16 protein-coding genes are annotated in these 17,172 nt (G+C 75.2%); 8 read left to right on the forward strand and 8 right to left on the reverse strand.

Features of this window, described 5'->3' with window-relative positions:
• Positions 1–2,320 (forward strand): LLM class flavin-dependent oxidoreductase (locus AB6N24_RS11335; RefSeq protein WP_412869503.1); only part of this gene is annotated, 2,320 nt, incomplete at its 5' end.
• Here AB6N24_RS11335 and AB6N24_RS11340 read toward each other — a convergent pair.
• Positions 2,310–3,011, reverse strand: a complete 702-nt coding sequence (locus AB6N24_RS11340; protein ID WP_412869504.1) for a histidine phosphatase family protein — start codon at positions 3,009–3,011, stop codon at positions 2,310–2,312. The two genes, AB6N24_RS11335 and AB6N24_RS11340, sit on opposite strands and share 11 nt — an antisense overlap.
• A gap of 39 nt (positions 3,012–3,050) precedes the next feature.
• Here AB6N24_RS11340 and AB6N24_RS11345 point away from each other — a divergent pair, with 39 nt between their 5' ends.
• On the forward strand, positions 3,051–3,584 hold the full coding sequence (locus AB6N24_RS11345; protein ID WP_412869505.1) for a GNAT family N-acetyltransferase: 534 nt from the start codon (positions 3,051–3,053) through the stop codon (positions 3,582–3,584).
• Positions 3,585–3,845: 261 nt separating this feature from the next.
• Here the strand turns inward: AB6N24_RS11345 and AB6N24_RS11350 are convergent, their stop codons facing one another.
• Both AB6N24_RS11350 and AB6N24_RS11355 read right to left on the reverse strand, forming a co-directional pair.
• A complete protein-coding gene (locus AB6N24_RS11350; protein ID WP_412869506.1) occupies positions 3,846–4,199 on the reverse strand; it encodes a nuclear transport factor 2 family protein in 354 nt (117 codons plus the stop codon).
• A gap of 161 nt (positions 4,200–4,360) precedes the next feature.
• Positions 4,361–4,723 (reverse strand): hypothetical protein, encoded by a 363-nt coding sequence (locus AB6N24_RS11355; RefSeq protein ID WP_412869507.1) that lies wholly within the window; start codon positions 4,721–4,723, stop codon positions 4,361–4,363.
• Positions 4,724–4,907: 184 nt separating this feature from the next.
• Between AB6N24_RS11355 and AB6N24_RS11360 the strand changes: the two genes are divergently transcribed.
• Together AB6N24_RS11360 and AB6N24_RS11365 are read left to right on the forward strand one after the other, a co-directional pair.
• The gene (locus tag AB6N24_RS11360) at positions 4,908–5,390 is read left to right on the forward strand and encodes a hypothetical protein (protein WP_412869508.1); all 483 of its coding nucleotides are present in this window, start codon (positions 4,908–4,910) and stop codon (positions 5,388–5,390) included.
• A gap of 64 nt (positions 5,391–5,454) precedes the next feature.
• A complete protein-coding gene (locus AB6N24_RS11365) occupies positions 5,455–6,180 on the forward strand; it encodes a DUF305 domain-containing protein (protein ID WP_412869509.1) in 726 nt (241 codons plus the stop codon).
• Positions 6,181–6,555: 375 nt separating this feature from the next.
• Here AB6N24_RS11365 and AB6N24_RS11370 read toward each other — a convergent pair whose 3' ends face one another.
• Complete coding sequence (locus AB6N24_RS11370) at positions 6,556–6,846, reverse strand: DUF4287 domain-containing protein (RefSeq protein ID WP_412869510.1); 291 nt, start codon at positions 6,844–6,846, stop codon at positions 6,556–6,558.
• Positions 6,847–7,269: 423 nt separating this feature from the next.
• Between AB6N24_RS11370 and AB6N24_RS11375 the strand changes: the two genes are divergently transcribed.
• Entirely contained in the window at positions 7,270–8,289 is a 1,020-nt protein-coding gene (locus AB6N24_RS11375; protein ID WP_412869511.1) for a phosphotransferase family protein, read from the forward strand.
• A gap of 15 nt (positions 8,290–8,304) precedes the next feature.
• Here the strand turns inward: AB6N24_RS11375 and AB6N24_RS11380 are convergent, their stop codons facing one another.
• The 4 genes from AB6N24_RS11380 to AB6N24_RS11395 all read right to left on the reverse strand — a co-directional run bounded on the left by AB6N24_RS11380 (position 8,305) and on the right by AB6N24_RS11395 (position 13,482).
• Complete coding sequence (locus tag AB6N24_RS11380; RefSeq protein ID WP_412869512.1) at positions 8,305–8,796, reverse strand: protein-tyrosine phosphatase family protein; 492 nt, start codon at positions 8,794–8,796, stop codon at positions 8,305–8,307.
• 77 nt (positions 8,797–8,873) lie between these two features.
• Positions 8,874–9,893, reverse strand: a complete 1,020-nt coding sequence (locus AB6N24_RS11385) for an SGNH/GDSL hydrolase family protein (RefSeq protein ID WP_412869513.1) — start codon at positions 9,891–9,893, stop codon at positions 8,874–8,876.
• A 137-nt stretch (positions 9,894–10,030) separates the two neighbouring features.
• Positions 10,031–12,268: a rhamnogalacturonan lyase family protein gene (locus tag AB6N24_RS11390; protein WP_412869514.1), complete on the reverse strand. Its 2,238-nt coding sequence runs from the start codon at positions 12,266–12,268 to the stop codon at positions 10,031–10,033.
• 212 nt (positions 12,269–12,480) lie between these two features.
• Positions 12,481–13,482 carry a LacI family DNA-binding transcriptional regulator gene (locus AB6N24_RS11395; RefSeq protein ID WP_412869535.1) on the reverse strand — a complete coding sequence of 334 codons (1,002 nt, stop codon included), beginning with the start codon at positions 13,480–13,482 and terminating at the stop codon, positions 12,481–12,483.
• Positions 13,483–13,760: 278 nt separating this feature from the next.
• Between AB6N24_RS11395 and AB6N24_RS11400 the strand changes: the two genes are divergently transcribed.
• From AB6N24_RS11400 to AB6N24_RS11410, 3 genes are all read left to right on the forward strand, one after another.
• Positions 13,761–14,684: a carbohydrate ABC transporter permease gene (locus AB6N24_RS11400; protein WP_412869515.1), complete on the forward strand. Its 924-nt coding sequence runs from the start codon at positions 13,761–13,763 to the stop codon at positions 14,682–14,684.
• The gene (locus AB6N24_RS11405; RefSeq protein WP_412869536.1) at positions 14,681–15,673 is read left to right on the forward strand and encodes a carbohydrate ABC transporter permease; all 993 of its coding nucleotides are present in this window, start codon (positions 14,681–14,683) and stop codon (positions 15,671–15,673) included. The genes AB6N24_RS11400 and AB6N24_RS11405 overlap by 4 nt, the downstream gene beginning before the upstream one ends.
• A gap of 133 nt (positions 15,674–15,806) precedes the next feature.
• Complete coding sequence (locus tag AB6N24_RS11410) at positions 15,807–17,144, forward strand: ABC transporter substrate-binding protein (RefSeq protein WP_412869516.1); 1,338 nt, start codon at positions 15,807–15,809, stop codon at positions 17,142–17,144.
• The last annotated feature ends 28 nt before the right edge of the window (positions 17,145–17,172 follow it).

Below are 17,172 nucleotides of genomic sequence, written 5' to 3' on the forward strand. Positions count from 1 at the left end.
GGTCGGGGGCGACGCGGGCGACCCCGCAGCGCTGACCCAGCTCGCCGCCGCGGCGGAGGCGGGCGGGCTCGACGTGCTCGCGGTCGGCGGTGGAGCGGCCGGCGGTGGCGCGACCGGTGATGGCGCTGCCGGCGGAGGCGCCACCGGCCGAGTGTCGACGGCGGGCGCCGGAGCGGGCGGCTCGGTCGGGGCTGCGGCGACCGACGCTGACGACGACGTGCTCGACCCGTGGACGGTGCTCGGCTGGGTCGCGGGCGTCACGCAGCGGATCACGCTCGTGGCCGCCGGGCTCGCCGTCGACGGGCCCCCGGCGGTGCTCGCGCGGGCGGTGGCGAGCCTCGACCTGCTGACCGGAGGCCGCGCCGAGCTCGCGCTGACGAGCGCGGACGGGGGAGCGGGCGGCGCGGCGGACGCGCTCGACGAGGCCGTCGCCGTCGTCCGGGGCATGTGGACGCCCGACCGGGCGCCGCTGGTCGCCCCCGGTCCGGCGCACCCCGTCCCCGGTGCGGCGCGCGGCCCCGCGCCGGCCCACGACGTGCCGGTCTGGCTCGCCGGTGCCGACGACCCGACGGTCGACCTCGCTGCAAGGAGCGCCGACACCTGGTGGCTCGACCTGGGTGCGACGGGCGGCGCGCTCGCGGACGTCGGCCGCCGCCAGGTGCAGCTCGACCGCGCCGCCGCCCGGCACGGCCGGGAGCCCGGGGACGTGCGGCGCGTGGTCACGCTCGCCGGTGCGTCGGGCGTGCCCACGGTCGAGGAGGTCGTCGGGCTCGTCGTCGACGACGGCGTGGACACGGTCCTGCTCGCGACCCAGGACCCCGAGGTGCTGGACCGGTGGGCCACCGAGGTCGCCCCGGCCGTGCGGTCCGCGGTCGCCGCGACCCGCGCTGCTCGGGGCACCGCCCCGGCGCCGACCCGCAGCGCGCGCGTCCGGTCCGCGCGCCGGGACGGCATCGCCTACGACGCCGTCCCGGCGGGCCTCGAGACCGTCGAGCCCGGCGACACCCGGTACCCCGCGATGCGCTCCAACTACCTGCGCGCCGGGCGGCCCGGCCTCGTGCTCCTGCCGCGCGACACCGCCCAGGTCGCCGCCGCGCTGACCTGGGCGCGGACCCAGCCGGTCGCGCTCGCGGTGCGCAGCGGGGGCCACGGGATCAGCGGGCGGTCGACCAACGACGGCGGGATCGTCCTCGACCTGCGCCACCTCGACGGCATCGAGGTGCTCGACGCCGCGACGCGGCACGTGCGGATCGGTGCCGGGGCGCGGTGGGGTGCGGTCGCCGAGGCGCTCCAGCCGCACGGGTGGGCGCTCACGTCGGGGGACTACGGCGGCGTCGGCGTCGGCGGGCTCGCCACCGCGGGCGGCCTCGGGTTCCTCGCGCGCGAGCACGGGCTGACGGTCGACCACGTGCGCGCCGCGGAGGTCGTGCTCGCCGACGGGTCGGTCGTGCGGGCCGACGCCGAGCACCACCCGGAGCTCTTCTGGGGTCTGCGCGGCGCGGGCGGCAACCTCGGGATCGTCACGTCGTTCGACTTCGAGGTCGACGAGGTCGGCGACGTCGGGTTCGCGCAGCTCTCCTTCGCGGTCGACGACGTCGCCGGCTACCTGCACGACTTCGGGGCCCTCGTCGAGGCGGCCCCGCGCGACGTGACGCCGTTCCTCATCGTGGGTGCGCCGCGCGGCGGGCAGGTCGTGGCCCACGTGCTCGCGGTCGTCGACTCGGACGTACCCGAGACCATCGTCGAGCGCCTGCAGCCGTTCGCGATGCTCGCCCCGCTGGTGCAGCAGGCGGTGCACGTGCTGCCGTACACGGGCGTCGTGCGCCGGACCGCCGACGTGCACGCCGGCTACGGCGAGCCGGTGTCCCGCTCGTCGCTCGTCGAGCACGTCACGCCCGCGCTCGCGGAGGACCTCGAGCGCCTGGTCCGCAGCGGGGCGGTGCACTTCTTCCAGATCCGCTCCGCGGGCGGCGCCGTCAACGACGTCCCGGCCGACGCGACCGCGTACGCGCACCGGAGCGCCGGGTTCTCGCTCGTCGCGATGGGGTCCGAGCGGGACCGCGTGGACCGGCTGTGGGACGCGCTGGCCCACCACTGGTCCGGCCTGTACGGCAGCTTCGACAGCGACCCGCGGCCCGAGCGCGTCGAGGACGCGTTCCCGCCCGCGACCCTGGCCCGGCTGCTCGCCCTCAAGGAGCGCTACGACCCGGACGACGTCTTCCGGCACAACCTCCCGGTGACCTCGACGCTGCGCGGCGCGGCACGTGCGGCCGGCGCGGCACGTGCGGGGGAGGCCGGCCGGCCGCTGCTCACGCCCTGAGCCGCAGGTGCGCGGTCGACCCGAGCTCGGTGACCTCGCGGTTGTGGAACCGCCCGTCCTCGCGCAGCACCGTGATGCTCCCGGCCGGCAGCCGGAAGCGCGCGTACGCGGTGGCCTCGACCGGCACCCCGAGCCACGCGGCGACGACGAGCTGGCCCGAGCCGCCGTGCGCCACGACGACCTGGTGGTCGCGCGCCCGGGCGAGCAGGTGGGACACGCCCGCGTAGACGCGCCCGGCGAACGTCAGCCACGTCTCCGCGCCGTCGACCCCCTCGTCGTGCCGCAACCGGTCGCCCGACGCCGGCGGTGGCACGAACCGCGCGTCGAGCCACGCCTGCGGGCGCCCGCCGGCCACGCCGTACGACTTCTCCCGCAGCCGGGCGTCGAGCGACGGCGTCAGCCCGAGCACGGTCCCGACGGCGGCTGCGGTCTGCTGCGCGCGCCGCAGGTCGGACGAGACCACCTCGACGTCGGCGCCCGGCGGCACCCGCCGTCGCAGCTCCTGCGCCACGAGCGCCGCGTCCTGCTCGCCACGTGGCGTGAGCGTCGAGTCGAACCACCCGCCGACGAGCCCGTCGACGTGGTGCGACGCCTCGGCGTGCGTCACCAGCCAGAGCGTCCGCACGCGCGGCCCGACCTGGTCGGGGGTCGGCGGGGGAGGCCCGGCCTCGGGTGCGTCGTCCTCGCGCATGCCCACCACCCTGCCGCACCGCTCGTGTTCACTGGCCGCATGACGTTCGAGCCGATGCCGACGCGCCTCGTCACCGACCGTCTCACGCTGACCCCGCAGGAGCCGGGCGACGCCGGGTGGCTGGCTGCGCTGTTCACGGCCCGGGGGCGCGGGGAGGTGTCGGCGGACGAGGCAGGTGAGCGCATCCGTCGCATGCACGCGCTGACCGCGGAGCACGGCATCGGCGCGCTCGTGCTGCGGCCGCGCGACGGCGGCCCGCCCGTCGGGTACGCCGCGGTCGTCGTCGGGCGCGGGTCGGTCGAGGAACCGGAGCTCGCCTACGAGCTGCTCCCCGACGCGCACGGGAGGGGGTACGCCACGGAGGCCGCTCGCGCGGTGCTCGACGCCGCGCACGCGACGGGCCGGCGGCGGGTGTGGGCGACGGTCCGCCCGTGGAACGCCGCGTCGCTCCGGGTCGCGGAGAAGCTCGGCTTCCGGCGGGACCGTGTGACGACCGACGACGACGGTGACGTCGTCTGGCTCCTGCACGAGGTGCCTGCGGGTCCCGGCGACGCGGCGTCGGACCGCGGCTGACCGCCCGGCGCCGGCCCGGTCCCGGGCATGGAGGAGGCCCCGCTGCTGCAGGGGGCTAGAGCAGCGGGGCCTCTGCCTCAGTCTATCGACCCGGGGGCCCGCGAGGTGGAGCGGCGGACGGGATGAAGCCGGGCGGGATGCGGGTGAGATGCGGACGGTCCCGCCGGGCCGCCGGGCTCGGCGCGTCCGACCGCGTCCGACCGCGTCCGACCGTCTGCGGCTCGTGCGAGAGGTCCGACGGGGGCCGGCTCGTGCGACCCGTCAGACCAGGTACGTCCCGTGCCCGCGCACGACGAGACCGTCCTCCAGCTCGAGGACCTCGCTCACGAGCCCCCCGTCCTGGTTGCGGTACGCGATGACGACCGTCGCGACGCCCGCGAAGACCTGGACGACCTCGAAGTGCAGCCCGGGGAGCAGCTCCAGGCCGCGCGCCCAGTACGCCCGCAGCGCGTCCTTCCCACGGACGACGCCGTCGCTGCCCGGGACGACGCGCGCCGCGACCGGGGAGGTGAACACCACGTCCTCGGCGACGTGCGCGAGCAGCGCGTCGAGGTCGCGGGAGTTCCAGTCGCGCTCCCAGCGGCGGGCGAGGTCGGCGGCCCAGGTCGTGTCCATGCGCCCAGCATCGCCGCGCGTGGCACGCGACGTGACCCGGCCATCCGCATCCTGGACCGGCCCGACCCGACCCGGCCCGGCCGCCCTGCCGGCCGTCGGTCGAGCCTCAGGCCCGGGCGCCGAGCCGACCCTGCCCCGACCCGGCCGTCGGTCGGCGAGCCTCAGGCCCGGGCGCCGAGGACCGACACCACGAACGCGCGCGCCTCGAGCACCGAGGCGAGGCACGAGTCGGCGTCACGGACCGGGAGCTGCACCCACTCCTTCATCGGGCGCCCCGGCCTCGTCTCGCACGGGCTCCCCGCGCCGCTCGCGACGAGCTCGGCGACGCGCGTGGCAGGGAGCTTCACGATGACGTCCGTGCCGCTCGCGAACGCGTAGAACTTCCCGGCCGTCCGCAGGCCCGTCGAGTGCAGCATGCGGCCCTCCTCATCACCCGGGTGCAGCGCGAGGACGCGCTCGCGGACGGCGGCGAAGGTCGCGACGGGGCCGGCGGGGCTCGGACCCGAGGGGGCGGGAGCGGTCATGCGGCGAGCCTAGGTCGACCCGCTGCCGTCGACACTGCCTGTTCGGGACGCTCAGGGACGGGGAACCCTGCCGCCATGGGACCTGGCGCGCTCTCCCGTCGCGAGGCCCGTGGCGGCGCCGGCGCACGGGCTGGAGGCCGTGCAGCGGTTGGAGGCGTGTCCACCGCCGCGTCATGATGCAGGGATGGTGAGCCGGGCGGTCGGGGTCCGCGCGCGGGCGGTCCTGTGGCCGCTCGTCGCGCTCCTGACGCTGGTGGGGTTCGCCTGGATGCACGTCGTCGCGGTGACCGACCCCGGCACCGCGCAGCACCACCGCGTCCCGGCCGCCGTCGCCGACGCCGGACCCGCCCCCGGGGGCCACGCCGCGCACGCGCCGGAGTCGGGCTCCGGCGCTCAGGGGGCAGGCTCCGACGGGCACGGGCACGGGCACGGGCACGGTTCGGACGGGCACGGGGAGGGCTCCGACGCGCACGCCGCGATGGTGGGCTGCCTGCTCGCGCTGACGGGCGTCGCGGTGTGGGCGCTCCGGCGTCGACGGTCGCCGGTTCGCCAGGTCCTCTCGTTCCGGCGTGAACGCGCGACGCGGCGCGGTCCCACGGCCTCTTGGCCGGTGCCCGCCCGGGGCTGCGGTCCGCCGCGCATCGCCCTGTGCGTCCTGCGGGTCTAGGAGCGGGCCCGTGCGCCGGGCGACCGCCACGACCCCACGACCGTTGACCACAGGGAGCTCCACCATGACCGCACGCAAGCGCCTGACCGCACGCACCCGCCTGACCCCACGCCCCCGACCGACCTCAGGCGCCGGACCGACCCCGCACGCCCGCCGCACCGCCACGCTGCCCGGTGCGGTCGCCGCGGGCGTCGCGCTGCTCCTGACCCTGACCGGCTGCGCCGGCGACCCCGCCGGGGACCCGGGCGCGGGCACGTCGTCCGCCTCGGAGCCCGCGTCGACGAGCGAGGTGTCCGCCGAGCACAACGACGCCGACGTGCAGTTCGCGCAGGGGATGATCGTGCACCACCGGGGCGCGGTCGAGATGGCCGAGCTCGCCGCCGACCGCACCGAGACGCCGGAGGTGCTCGACCTCGCCGAGCGCATCGCCGCCGCGCAGGGCCCGGAGATCGAGACGATGACCGCGTGGCTCGAGGCCTGGGACGCGGAGGTCCCCGCGGACGACGACATGGCCGGGATGGACCACGGGGACATGGACCACGGGGACATGGACCACGGCTCGATGCCCGGGATGATGACCGACGAGCAGATGGCGCAGCTCGAGGAGACCGAGGGCGCCGAGTTCGACGAGGCGTTCCTCACGATGATGATCGAGCACCACCAGGGCGCGATCACGATGTCGCAGGACGAGGTCGACGGCGGCGAGAACGCCGACGCGATCGCGCTCGCGGAGCAGATCATCGAGGACCAGACCGCCGAGATCACCGAGATGACCCGGCTGCTCGGCTGAGCACCCGCCCGGCGCGCAGCACGTGGTCCGAGCGCCCCGCCGTCGCGCTCGGACCACGTGCCTCCCGGCTCCCCGCCACGCGGGGCCTCCTCGACGTCGCGCCCGTGCGTCGATACCGATATCGAAACGGCGACCCCCTGCGTGCACGACGACACTCGGGGGGACGTCAGGGCCAGTCAACGTCCGAAACGATTACCGCTCCGCCCCACCCCGGCCGTGCCTCCGCGCTGCCCCGGCGGTGGCCTGCCGCAGCACCGGCTCGGGCTTCGACCTGGGGCTGGGCCGGCGAAGACTCCGTCCTGGGGGCTGGCGCCGCCTCGGCTCCGGCCGGGTCCCGACGTCGGCTCGGGCTCCGGCCGGGGTGCCGACGCCGGGTCAGCTCGGCTTCGTCGCGATGCCGTCGAGCCATAGCGTGTCGGACTCGTCGCGGTGGACCCCGTCGGTGCCGACGTGCTTGGTGCTGATCGTCGGGCCCTTGGTGATCACGTGCCACAGCGCCATCGCGTGCCCGCGCCCGAGGCCGTAGTCGGCCTGGAGCCACTCGACGACGCCGGCCGCCTTGGCGCCGGGCGCGTCGAGCCCCTTCTCGTGCGCGATCGCGACGAGCTGGCGCGGGGTCAGGCCGGTCTTCTTCTCGATCGTGTCGAGGTACGCCTGGAAGGACATCGGGGTCTCCTGCCTCGGGTGGGAGCGGCCGACGGACGTCCGCCGGCCGGCGTCGCCTGGGAGCGCGACACGGGTTGGCCCCACCCCGGCCGCGGCGGCAGGTGCTGCCGCGGCCGTTCGAGCGGGTGACGTGAGCATGGCGCACGGCACCCACACGCCGCACACGCCCCGCACGGCCGTCGCCGCCCGGGCGCGGGCTCGGGCCGGCGCGAGCCGGGGTCGACGCCGCGCCGCCGTCCCGGGCCCGCGCCAGTCCGGGTCGACGCCGCGCCGCCGTCCCCTACCGGGCGGTCGGGTTCACCCGGCGCGTCCTCGCCGGGCTCTGGGCACGCGGGCGGCCGGGTTGTACTCTCCAACTCCCAACCCGGTCGGGCACGCCCGACGTCGTGCGGTGGAGCACCCTCACGACGACCGGGAGACCCCATGTCTTTCGCCCCTGCCGCGACCCTCGACGCCGTCGCCGCCGGCCCCCGCACCGCACCCGGCACCGACGTCACGCCCGTCGCCGGCGCGGTCCACGACCCCGCCCACCCGCGCGGGGACGCCTTCCTGGACAGCACCGTCGCGGCGCCCACCCTCGCTCGCCACGCGGTCGACGAGCGCCCCGACGCCCTCCCGCTGCCGACCGCCGGCTGGGGTGCCGAGCACGCGCTCGACGCCGTCGCCGAGGCCAGGCTCGCGCTGCCGTTCCGGCTGCCGCGCGCGCACGTCGTCAGCGCGCTGACCACCGTGGTGCTGCGGGCCGGGCGCCACGCGGTCAAGGTCTACCCGCCCGGCACCGACCCCGCGCACCTCGCGGTGACCGCCGAGGCGCTGGCCGGCACGCCCCTCGCCGTGCTGCCGGTGTGCACGCCGGTCGTCACGTCGTCGGGGGTCGTGACCGTCTCCCCGTGGATCACGGGCGGCCGGTCGGCCGACTGGGTCGAGACCGGGGCGCTGCTGCGCGGCTTCCACGACCTGCACGCCGACGCCGCCGTCCCCCTCTGGGACCCGCTGCGCCGCGTCGTCTCGCAGGTCACCGGGCTGCCCGACGACGCGGCAGCCGTGCTGCTCGACGCCCGAGCCGCGCTGCTCGACGCGGTCGCGGGGCTGCGCTCCGAGCTCGGGGTCGGGACCGTGCACGGGGACGTCTCGCCCGGCAACACCGTGCGCTCCGGCACGACGCCGCTGCTCATCGACCTGGACTTCGTCGCGCGGGCGCCCCGCGAGTACGACCTGACCAGCGCGGCCCGGCGCTTCGTCGCGGGCGACATCGACGCCGCCGCGTACCGGGGGTTCTGCGCCGCCTACGGGTTCGACGTGCTCACGTGGGACGGGCGCACGGTGCTCGACCGGGTCGCGGAGCTCGGTGGCGTCGCGTTCCGGCTGTGGGACGACGTGCACCACGGACGCACGCACGACTGGCTCGACGACGCGGTGCGGGAGTGGCGCACGCCGCTCTGACGTGACCGCCGCGGCTCAGCGCGGCGCCGGGAGGCTCCGGAGCCACTCCGCGAAGCGGGCGTTGTTCACGGTGCCCTCGCGGTGCGCCTGCACGTGCGCGAGCGCCTCCGCGCCCGTGACGCCGAGCGCCTCGCGGACCACGAGCGACACCAGCAGGCCCGACCGGTTCCGGCCGAACGTGCAGTGCACGAGCACGCGGTAGCCGTCGTCGAGCAGGCCGGCGACGAGGGTCGCGAGCCGCAGGGTCAGCGCCGGGTCGGGCACGTCGTCGCCGTCGACCAGCGGGGCCTTGAGGTAGAGCAGGTCGTCCGTCGCGCCGGCCGGCGGGTGCGCGTCGGCGTCGGCGATGTCGATCACCGCGCGGATCCCGGTGGCCGCGACCCAGTCGAAGTCGACCGGGCAGCCGCCGTGCCACAGCCGGCCGGGCAGCATCTCGGTCGGCGGGTCCGCGGGGCGCACGCCCGGCAGCTCGACCGGCTCGGTCGTCAGGGAGGTCAGCTCGGTCACCTCGAGAGGCTAACCGCGCCCGCCGACGGCCGCCGGTCGGCGGGGTGAACGCCGGATGGCGGCGAGCACCACCCGGCTCAGCGGGGGAGCGCCGCCGCGAACGCCCGGGCCAGCCGCTCGTGGCCGTCGCCGTCGGGGTGCGTGCAGTCGGAGCCGCCGACGAAGTCGCCGGCCCCGAGGAGCCCGAACGTGTCGACGACGGTCACGTCGTAGCGCGCGGCGACCTCGCGGAGCCGGTCGTTGAAGCCGTCCGGCAGGGTCGCGCCGGCGAGCGGGCCGCCCTCGAGGATCGCGTCGCCGAGCAGCCGCACGCGCACCGGGTCGCGCGCGCCGAGGTCGCAGAACGGGAGGGGGTTGTAGTACGTCATCCCGAGGATGAGCGTGCCGGGCCCGGCGTGCTCGCGGAGCGTGCGCAGGATCTCGTCGTACCGGGTCACGAAGCCCGCGAACGTCGCCTCGAGCGTCGGCAGGCACGCGGGCGTCGTCGCGAGCACGCACGCCGCGACCACCGGCCCGTAGAGGTCGTTGCCACCGACCGACACGGTGACGACCTCGACGTCGTTGCGACGGGAGCGGTCCCGGTTGCGGGCGTCGAGGAGGGCGACGGCCTGGTCGAGCTGGTCACCGGGCGCGAGCACGGTCTCGGTCGTGACTCCGCCGAGCACGCCGGGGACCCCGGTGCGGGACAGGTTGACGAGCTCGATCCCGCGGCAGCCGCGCCCGCGGTGGTCGAGGTCCTCGGCGTGCCGGCCCCGACCCGGCGAGCAGTCCAGCCGGCGCGGGAGCACCGCGTGGAACCGGGCCACGAAGCCGTTGGCCTTCCACAGCGCGGCCGTCGTGGGGAAGTCGACCGCGGGCGGGACCGACTGCTGGCCGGCCGGGAGCGAGTCGCCGATCGCGACGTGCAGCGGGCGGCCGGGACGGGGGTGGTGGCGTCCGCCGTCGGGCTGCGCGCCCTGGTCGGTGACGTCCGCCCGGGCCGCGCCGACCGCCGTCGCGGCCGACGCGGCGTCCGCGGGACCGGCGAACGCGGTGGCTGCGCCCGGTCCGGCGAGCAGGGCGACGGTGACAGCCAGGCACGCCCACGAGCGCTTCACGGCGATCCCCCTCGACCCTGCGCGACCCGTTCCACGCTACGCCGGGCGCCGCGCGAGGCAGCCTGCCCGTTGGTGCCGTCGGGCTGTGCGCCGCCCGTGCGGGCCGGCCGGGTCACCCCCGACCGGCCCGCACGAGGTCAGCGCACGTACACCCGCGGCTGGGCCGGGAGCGTGAACGGTGCACCCAGGAAGAACGACGGGTGCGGCGGCTGGTTGTACGCGGTGTTCTGCCACGCGATCGCGGTGCGGTACTGCTGGTCGTGCAGCAGCGTCCACACCCGGGTGTCGGTCGCGATCGGCGTCGCGTAGATGCGCAGCGCGCTGTCGTCGGACGTCGGCCAGACGACCTCCTCGCGCCAGTCGCCGAGGATGTCGCCCGACAGCGTGGGTGTCGACTTCGTGCCGTTGTTGCTGTGCACGCCGGAGCCGGTCAGCAGCCGGGTGTCCCCGCCCGTGCCGTACTTGTCGACACGGGTGCCGTCGAGCAGCTCGCGGACCGGGTCACCGTCCCACCAGGCGAGGAAGTTCGCCGAGGAGGGCTTGCGGGCGACCGCCGTGCCGGACGTGCTGCGCAGCTGGGAGTCCGACGAGGACCACGACTCGGCGCCCGGGCTGCCCGCCCAGACGTCGGCCGAGACGCCGCGGCCGTTGTCGGTCGTGCCGGGCGTGCGCCAGAGGATCGCCCCGGTGCGCGCGTCGGCCATGAAGGAGTCGGGCTGCGACGCCGTCTCGGTGACCTTGTAGTACTCGAGGCCCGGGCGGCTGGGGATCAGGTCGCCGAGGTGACCGGCGTCGCCGTGGCCGAAGCGGGTGTTCCACAGCCCGCGGCCGTCGTCGTCGATCGCGGCGGCGCCGTAGACGATCTCCTGGCGGCCGTCGCCGTCGACGTCCCCGACGGTCAGGGAGTGGTTGCCCTGGCCGGCGTAGGTGCTGTTGCCCGACGAGCTCGAGTCGAAGGTCCAGCGGCGCGTGAGCCTCCCGTCGCGGTAGTCCCAGGCCACGACGACGGCCCGCGTGTAGTAGCCGCGCGCCATGATGATCGACGGTCGCACGCCGTCGAGGTACGCGGTCCCCGCGAGGAAGCGGTCGACGCGGTTGCCGTAGGAGTCGCCCCAGCTCGACACGGTGCCGCGTGCGGGCACGTAGTCGGTCGTGGCCCCGATCGCACCGGTCTGGCCCTGGAAGACCGTGAAGTACTCCGGCCCGCTCAGCACGTACCCGTCGCCGTTGCGGTGGTCGGCGCTCGCGCTGCCGATGACCTGGCCGGTGCCCGAGCGGGTGCCGTCGGCCGTCTTGACCGCGACCTCGGCCTTGCCGTCGCCGTCGTAGTCGTACACCTGGAACTGCGTGTAGTGGGCCCCTGCGCGGATGTTGCGGCCCAGGTCGATGCGCCACATGCGCGTCCCGTCGAGCTGGTACGCGTCGAGGTACACGTTCCCGGTGACCCCGGCCTGCGAGTTGTCCTTGGCGTTCGTCGGGTCCCACTTGAGGACGACCTCGAGCCGGCCGTCGCCGTCGAGGTCGCCGACGGACCCGTCGTTGGCGACGTAGCCCGAGCCCGGCTTGGAGATCGGGACGTCGAGGTACCCGTTGCCGAAGGTGAGCGACGGGGCCGACGGCGCCTGCTCGGTCCCGTCCACGACCGCGCGCACGGTGTAGCTCGCGCTCGCGGAGGCGCCGGCGTCGACGTAGTTGGTCGAGCCCGTGACCGGCGACGACGTCAGGCGCGTGCTGCCGCGGTAGACGTGGAAGCCCGTCGAGGCGGCCTCCGTGCCGAGCAGCCGCCACTGGACGAGGTTGTTCGAGCCCGAGCGGACGCTGATGAGCCCGCGGTCGAGGTCCTCGGCCTGCCACGCGCCCGCGGGCGGGGTGGTCGTCGTCGGGGTCGGCGTGGGGGTGGTCGTGACGGTCGGGGTCGGCGTGGGGGTCGCCGTGGACGTCGGGGTCGCCGTCGGCGTCGGGGTGACCGTGCCGGTGCACGCCGTGCCGTTGAGCGTGAACGACGTCGGGGCGGTGTTGGCCGTCCCGTTCCACGACCCGTTGAAACCGAACGCGACCGTCCCGCCCGACGGGACCTGGCCGTTGTAGCCGGCGTCCTTGACGCTCACGCGTGCGCCCGACTGGCTCGCGACGCCGTTCCACGCCTGCGTGACCGTCTGCCCGGCCGGGAAGTCCCACGCCAGCGTCCAGCCGTTCACCGCGTCGCCCAGGTTCTCGACGGTGACGGCGGCGCCGAACCCCGTCGACCACTCGTTCGACACCGCGTACGTGACGCGGCAGCCGATCGCCGCGTGCGCGCTCTCGGCGGCGACGACCCCCGCGCCCACCGCTGTCGCGGCGGCGAGAACCCCCGCCGCCATCCTTCGTGCTCTCATGACGTCTCCCTCGCGACGTGGCGCCGCCGGCCGGTCGCCGCGACGCTGCGGGACCGCTGCTCCGGGCGTCGTCGCCCGGGATCGCGTCCGCGCCCCAAGGTAGGTAAGCGCTCGCCCGCGAGGAACGGGCGTGGCAGCTCTGAATCCTTTCAAGTCGAAAGTTTCGCTGGACGGACCGCGGTTCCTCGGCTGTGCCGGATCGACCTCGCGCGTCAGCCCGCGTCGGCCGGCGGCCGGGGCGCGCCCGTGCTCCCGCGCACCACGAGGTGCGTCGGCACGAGCGTCGTGCCCACGTCCGGCTCGCCCGCGGTGAGCTGGTGCAGCGCCCGGTCGACGCAGCGCCGCCCGACCTCCGAGAAGTCCTGGTGCACGGTCGTGAGGGGCGGGCTGAACGACGCGGCCTCGGGATAGTCGTCGAACCCGACGACGCTCACGTCCTCGGGGACCCGCAGCCCCTTCTCGGCGAACGCCCGGTACAGGCCGAGCGCCATCTGGTCGTTGGCGGCGAAGACCGCGGTGCAGGTCGGCTCGGTCGCGAGCGTCAGGCCGGCGCGGTAGCCGGACTCGGCGGACCAGTCGCCGCGCACGACCTCGGGCACCGGGCGTCCGGCCGCCTCGAGGGTCGCGCGCCACGCCTGCGCCCGGCGCTCCGCGGCGAACGACGCCTCGGGCCCGGCGACGTGCCACACCGTGCCGTGGCCGAGGTCGAGGAGGTGCTCGGTGGCCTGGCGGGCGCCGTCGGCCTGGTCGGTGTCGACGACGGCGTACCGGTCGCCGGCGTCGGAGTCGACGACGACGACCTCGACCCCGGGCGGCAGCGTCACGGTCGAGGAGTCCAGGAGGTGGACCTCCATGATGACGATCACGGCGTCGACCGCGAGCTCGCCGAGGCGCGTGAACGCCCCGCGCACGTCGCTCTGGGTCGGCACCGCGACCGGGATGAGCGTGATCGCGTAGCCGGCGGCGGCGGCCGAGGTCGCGATGGCCTCGAGCGTGCGCATGTTGCCGGTGGTGGAGAGCGTGAAGACGATGACGCCGATGGTCCGGAACTGGCCGCTCTTGAGCGCGCGGGCGGCGCTGTTGGGCCGGTAGCCGAGCTCGCGCATCGACGCGAGCACGAGCGCCCGGGTCTCCTCGACGACGCCCTCGTACCCGTTGGCGACGCGGGAGACGGTCTGCGCGGAGACCCCGGCGTGCCGCGCGACGTCGGCCATCGACACGCGCCGGCGGGTCCCCGGCCGGGCGGCGGCGGGCGCGTCGCCGGGCGCCTGACCTGGGGCGCGGGCGGCCGTCGCCGTCCCGTGTTCCGGACTCATCGCTCCACCTCGAAGACCCCCTGCGATCCCCTGCGCGGGCCCGTGCCGGGCTCGTCGCGGACAGCCTAGGCCACGCCTATGGTTGCGCAAACATCCTCCGGCGTGCTCCTATGGTTGCGCAAACATCGGACACCCACCGGGCCTCCACCAGGCCACCGGAAGGCACGAGAACCGCGATGACGACGACGTCCGCCCCACCGGTCCCCACGGTCCGGCGCCCCCGACAGGCCGGCCGCACGCGCCGCTCCTTCACCGGCTGGGCCTTCATCGGCCCCTTCATGGCCGTGTTCGCCCTCGTGTTCCTCGCACCCATCGCGTACTCGCTCTACCTGAGCCTGTTCCGTAACCAGCTCGTCGGCGGGAACGCGTTCGTCGGGCTCGCGAACTACCAGCGGGCGCTCGCCGACAGCCAGTTCTGGGAGGCGCTCGGGCGGGTCGGGCTGTTCCTGCTCGTGCAGGTCCCGGTGATGCTCGCGATCGCCCTCGTCGTCGCGCTCGCGATCGACAGCGGCCGCCTCTACGGCGCGGGGTTCTTCCGGATCTCGATCTTCCTGCCGTACGCCGTCCCGGCCGTGGTCGCGACCCTCATGTGGGGGTTCATGTACGGGACGCGGTTCGGGCTCGTCGGCAACATCAACGACGCGCTCGGCACCTCGCTGCCCAACCCGCTGTCGCCCGACCTCGTGCTCGCCTCGATCGGCAACATCGTGACCTGGGAGTTCGTCGGCTACAACATGCTGATCTTCTACTCGGCGCTGCGCGTCATCCCGACGTCGCTCTACGAGGCCGCCGAGCTCGACGGCGCCGGCCAGCTCCGGGTCATCACCGCGATCAAGCTCCCGGCGATCCGGGGCGCGCTCGTCATCGCGACGATCTTCTCGATCATCGGCAGCTTCCAGCTCTTCAACGAGCCGAGCATCCTGCAGAGCCTCGCGCCGAACGCGATCACGACGTACTTCACGCCCAACCTCTACGCCTACTCGCTGTCCTTCTCCGGCCAGCAGTACAACTACTCGGCCACCGTCGCGATCCTCATGGGGCTCGTCACGATGGCGGTCGCCTACGCCGTGCAGCTGCGCGGCATGCGGAAGGCGAGCTGATGACCGTGACCGCCCAGCCCGGCACCTCCTCGTCCGACCGCCCGCGTCCCGCCCGACCGGCGCCGCGGATCCGCTCGGCCGCGCGCGACGACGCCCCCGGACGCGGGAGCCGCCGGCCGGCCCGCGCCGCCCGCGTCCGCAGCGCCCGCCCGCGCCGCAGCGTCACCCTCACGGTGCTCGCGGGGATCGTGCTCGTCTACAGCCTCGTGCCGCTCGTCTGGCTCGTGATCAACGCGACCAAGACGCAGTCCGGCCTGCTGTCCTCGTTCGGGCTGTGGTTCGCGGGCGACCTCGCGCTCCTCGACAACGTCGCGACGACCCTGACGTACGACGACGGCATCTTCGTGCGCTGGCTCGCGAACACGCTGCTCTACGTCGTCGCGGGTGCGGGCGGTGCGACGGCGCTCGCGGTGCTCGGCGGGTACGCGCTCGCGAAGTTCGACTTCCCCGGCAAGCGCGGGGTGTTCGCGACCGTGATCGGCGCGGTCGCCGTGCCCGGCACCGCGCTGGCCGTGCCGACGTTCCTCATGTTCAGCCAGATGGGCCTGACGAACACCCCGTGGTCGGTCATCATCCCGTCGCTGATCTCGCCGTTCGGGCTGTACCTCATGTGGACGTTCGCGGCCGAGGCGATCCCGACCGAGCTCATGGAGGCCGCGCGGGTCGACGGCGCGAGCGAGTGGCGCACGTTCTGGCAGGTCTGCCTGCCGCTGCTCGCCCCCGGCATCGTCACGGTGCTGCTCTTCACGATGGTCGCGACGTGGAACAACTACTTCCTGCCGCTGATCATGCTGAAGGACCCCGACTGGTTCCCGCTGACCCTCGGTCTCAACGCCTGGAACGCGCAGGCCGCCACGGCCGGCGGCGAGGCGATCTTCCACCTCGTCATCACCGGCTCGCTGCTCACGATCCTGCCGCTCGTCGCCGCCTTCCTGCTGCTCCAGCGCTACTGGCAGTCCGGCCTGGCCGCCGGGAGCGTCAAGGAGTGAGCGCCGAGACCGGCCCCGCCCGACCCGCCGGGCGGCCCCGGCGGCCCGCCACCGCCCCCACCTGCCCGACCACCCCCTGCCGGTCGCTCCCCGCGGCCGGGTCGACCTCGACAACGAAGTGAGAGGACCCACCATGAGGAACCGCACCCGACGCGCCGGGCGCGCGACGAGCCCCGCCGTGCGCGCCGCCGCGCTCGCCGGCGCCACCGCCCTCGCCCTGGCCGCCTGCTCGGGCGGCTCGGGCGACGCCGCCGACCCGTCGGCCGCCGCCGAGGAGGGCGGGAAGCTCACGGTCTGGGCGTGGGAGCCCACGCTCGAGCAGGTCGTGGAGGACTTCGAGGCCGCGAACGAGGGCGTCGAGATCGAGCTCGTCAACGCCGGTACCGGCAACGACCAGTACACCGCGCTGCAGAACGCCGTCGCGGCCGGCTCGGGCGTGCCCGACGTCGCGCAGGTCGAGTACTACGCGCTGCCGCAGTTCGCGCTCGGCGAGTCGGTCGCGGACCTCACGGACCTCGGCGCGGGCGAGCTCGACGGCACGTTCACGCCCGGCCCGTGGTCGTCCGTGAACGTCGGCGAGGGGATCTACGGCCTCCCGATGGACTCCGGCCCGATGGCCCTCTTCTACAACGAGGAGGTCTTCACGAAGCACGGCGTCACCGTGCCGACGACGTGGGACGAGTACGTGGCGGCGGCCAAGGCGCTGCGCGCCGCCGACCCGAACGTCTCCATCACGAACGACACCGGCGACGCCGGCTTCGCGACGAGCATGATCTGGCAGGCCGGCGGCCAGCCGTTCCAGGTCGACGGCACCGACGTCACCATCGACCTGAACGACGAGGGGTCGACGCGGTTCGCCGAGACCTGGCAGCAGCTCCTCGACGAGGACCTCGTCGCCCCCATCAGCTCGTGGAGCGACGAGTGGTACCAGGGTCTCGGTGACGGCTCGATCGCGACGCTGACGATCGGCGCGTGGATGCCCGCGAACCTCGAGTCGGGCGTCGAGGCGGGCGCCGGCAAGTGGCGCGTGGCCCCGATGCCGCAGTGGGAGGCCGGCGAGGAGGCGACCGCCGAGAACGGCGGCAGCGCGCTCTCCGTCATGGAGGCCAGCGAGAACAAGGAGCTCGCCTACGCGTTCCTGGAGTACGCGAACGCGGGTGACGGCGTGCAGACGCGCATCGACGGCGGCGCGTTCCCCGCGACGACGGCCGAGCTCGAGTCCGAGGAGTTCATCGGCAAGGAGTTCCCGTACTTCGGTGGCCAGAAGGTCAACGAGGTGCTCGCCGAGTCCGCCGCGAACGTCCGCGAGGGCTGGTCGTACCTGCCGTTCCAGGTCTACGCGAACAGCATCTTCAACGACACCGCGGGCCAGGCCTACGTCGGCGGCACGACGCTGCTCGACGGGCTGAAGGACTGGGAGGAGGCCTCGGCCTCCTACGGCGAGGAGCAGGGCTTCACGATCGGCGAGTAGCCGACGCCCGCCGTCGTCCCCGCACCGG

This window comes from Cellulomonas jepli, from assembly GCF_047229345.1.
In the GTDB taxonomy this organism is placed as follows: Bacteria; Actinomycetota; Actinomycetes; order Actinomycetales; family Cellulomonadaceae; genus Cellulomonas_A.

What these genes read in the sequence shown, in the direction of transcription:
- AB6N24_RS11370 (WP_412869510.1), bottom strand. Translation starts at nt 6,846, where the DNA reads ATGTCCTTCCAGGCGTACCTCGACACGATCGAGAAGAAGACCGGCCTG.
- AB6N24_RS11345 (WP_412869505.1), top strand. Translation starts at nt 3,051, where the DNA reads ATGACGTTCGAGCCGATGCCGACGCGCCTCGTCACCGACCGTCTCACG.
- AB6N24_RS11355 (WP_412869507.1), bottom strand. Translation starts at nt 4,723, where the DNA reads ATGACCGCTCCCGCCCCCTCGGGTCCGAGCCCCGCCGGCCCCGTCGCG.
- AB6N24_RS11365 (WP_412869509.1), top strand. Translation starts at nt 5,455, where the DNA reads ATGACCGCACGCAAGCGCCTGACCGCACGCACCCGCCTGACCCCACGC.
- AB6N24_RS11375 (WP_412869511.1), top strand. Translation starts at nt 7,270, where the DNA reads ATGTCTTTCGCCCCTGCCGCGACCCTCGACGCCGTCGCCGCCGGCCCC.
- AB6N24_RS11395 (WP_412869535.1), bottom strand. Translation starts at nt 13,482, where the DNA reads ATGGCCGACGTCGCGCGGCACGCCGGGGTCTCCGCGCAGACCGTCTCC.
- AB6N24_RS11350 (WP_412869506.1), bottom strand. Translation starts at nt 4,199, where the DNA reads ATGGACACGACCTGGGCCGCCGACCTCGCCCGCCGCTGGGAGCGCGAC.
- AB6N24_RS11410 (WP_412869516.1), top strand. Translation starts at nt 15,807, where the DNA reads ATGAGGAACCGCACCCGACGCGCCGGGCGCGCGACGAGCCCCGCCGTG.
- AB6N24_RS11340 (WP_412869504.1), bottom strand. Translation starts at nt 3,011, where the DNA reads ATGCGCGAGGACGACGCACCCGAGGCCGGGCCTCCCCCGCCGACCCCC.
- AB6N24_RS11390 (WP_412869514.1), bottom strand. Translation starts at nt 12,268, where the DNA reads ATGAGAGCACGAAGGATGGCGGCGGGGGTTCTCGCCGCCGCGACAGCG.
- AB6N24_RS11360 (WP_412869508.1), top strand. Translation starts at nt 4,908, where the DNA reads ATGGTGAGCCGGGCGGTCGGGGTCCGCGCGCGGGCGGTCCTGTGGCCG.
- AB6N24_RS11400 (WP_412869515.1), top strand. Translation starts at nt 13,761, where the DNA reads ATGACGACGACGTCCGCCCCACCGGTCCCCACGGTCCGGCGCCCCCGA.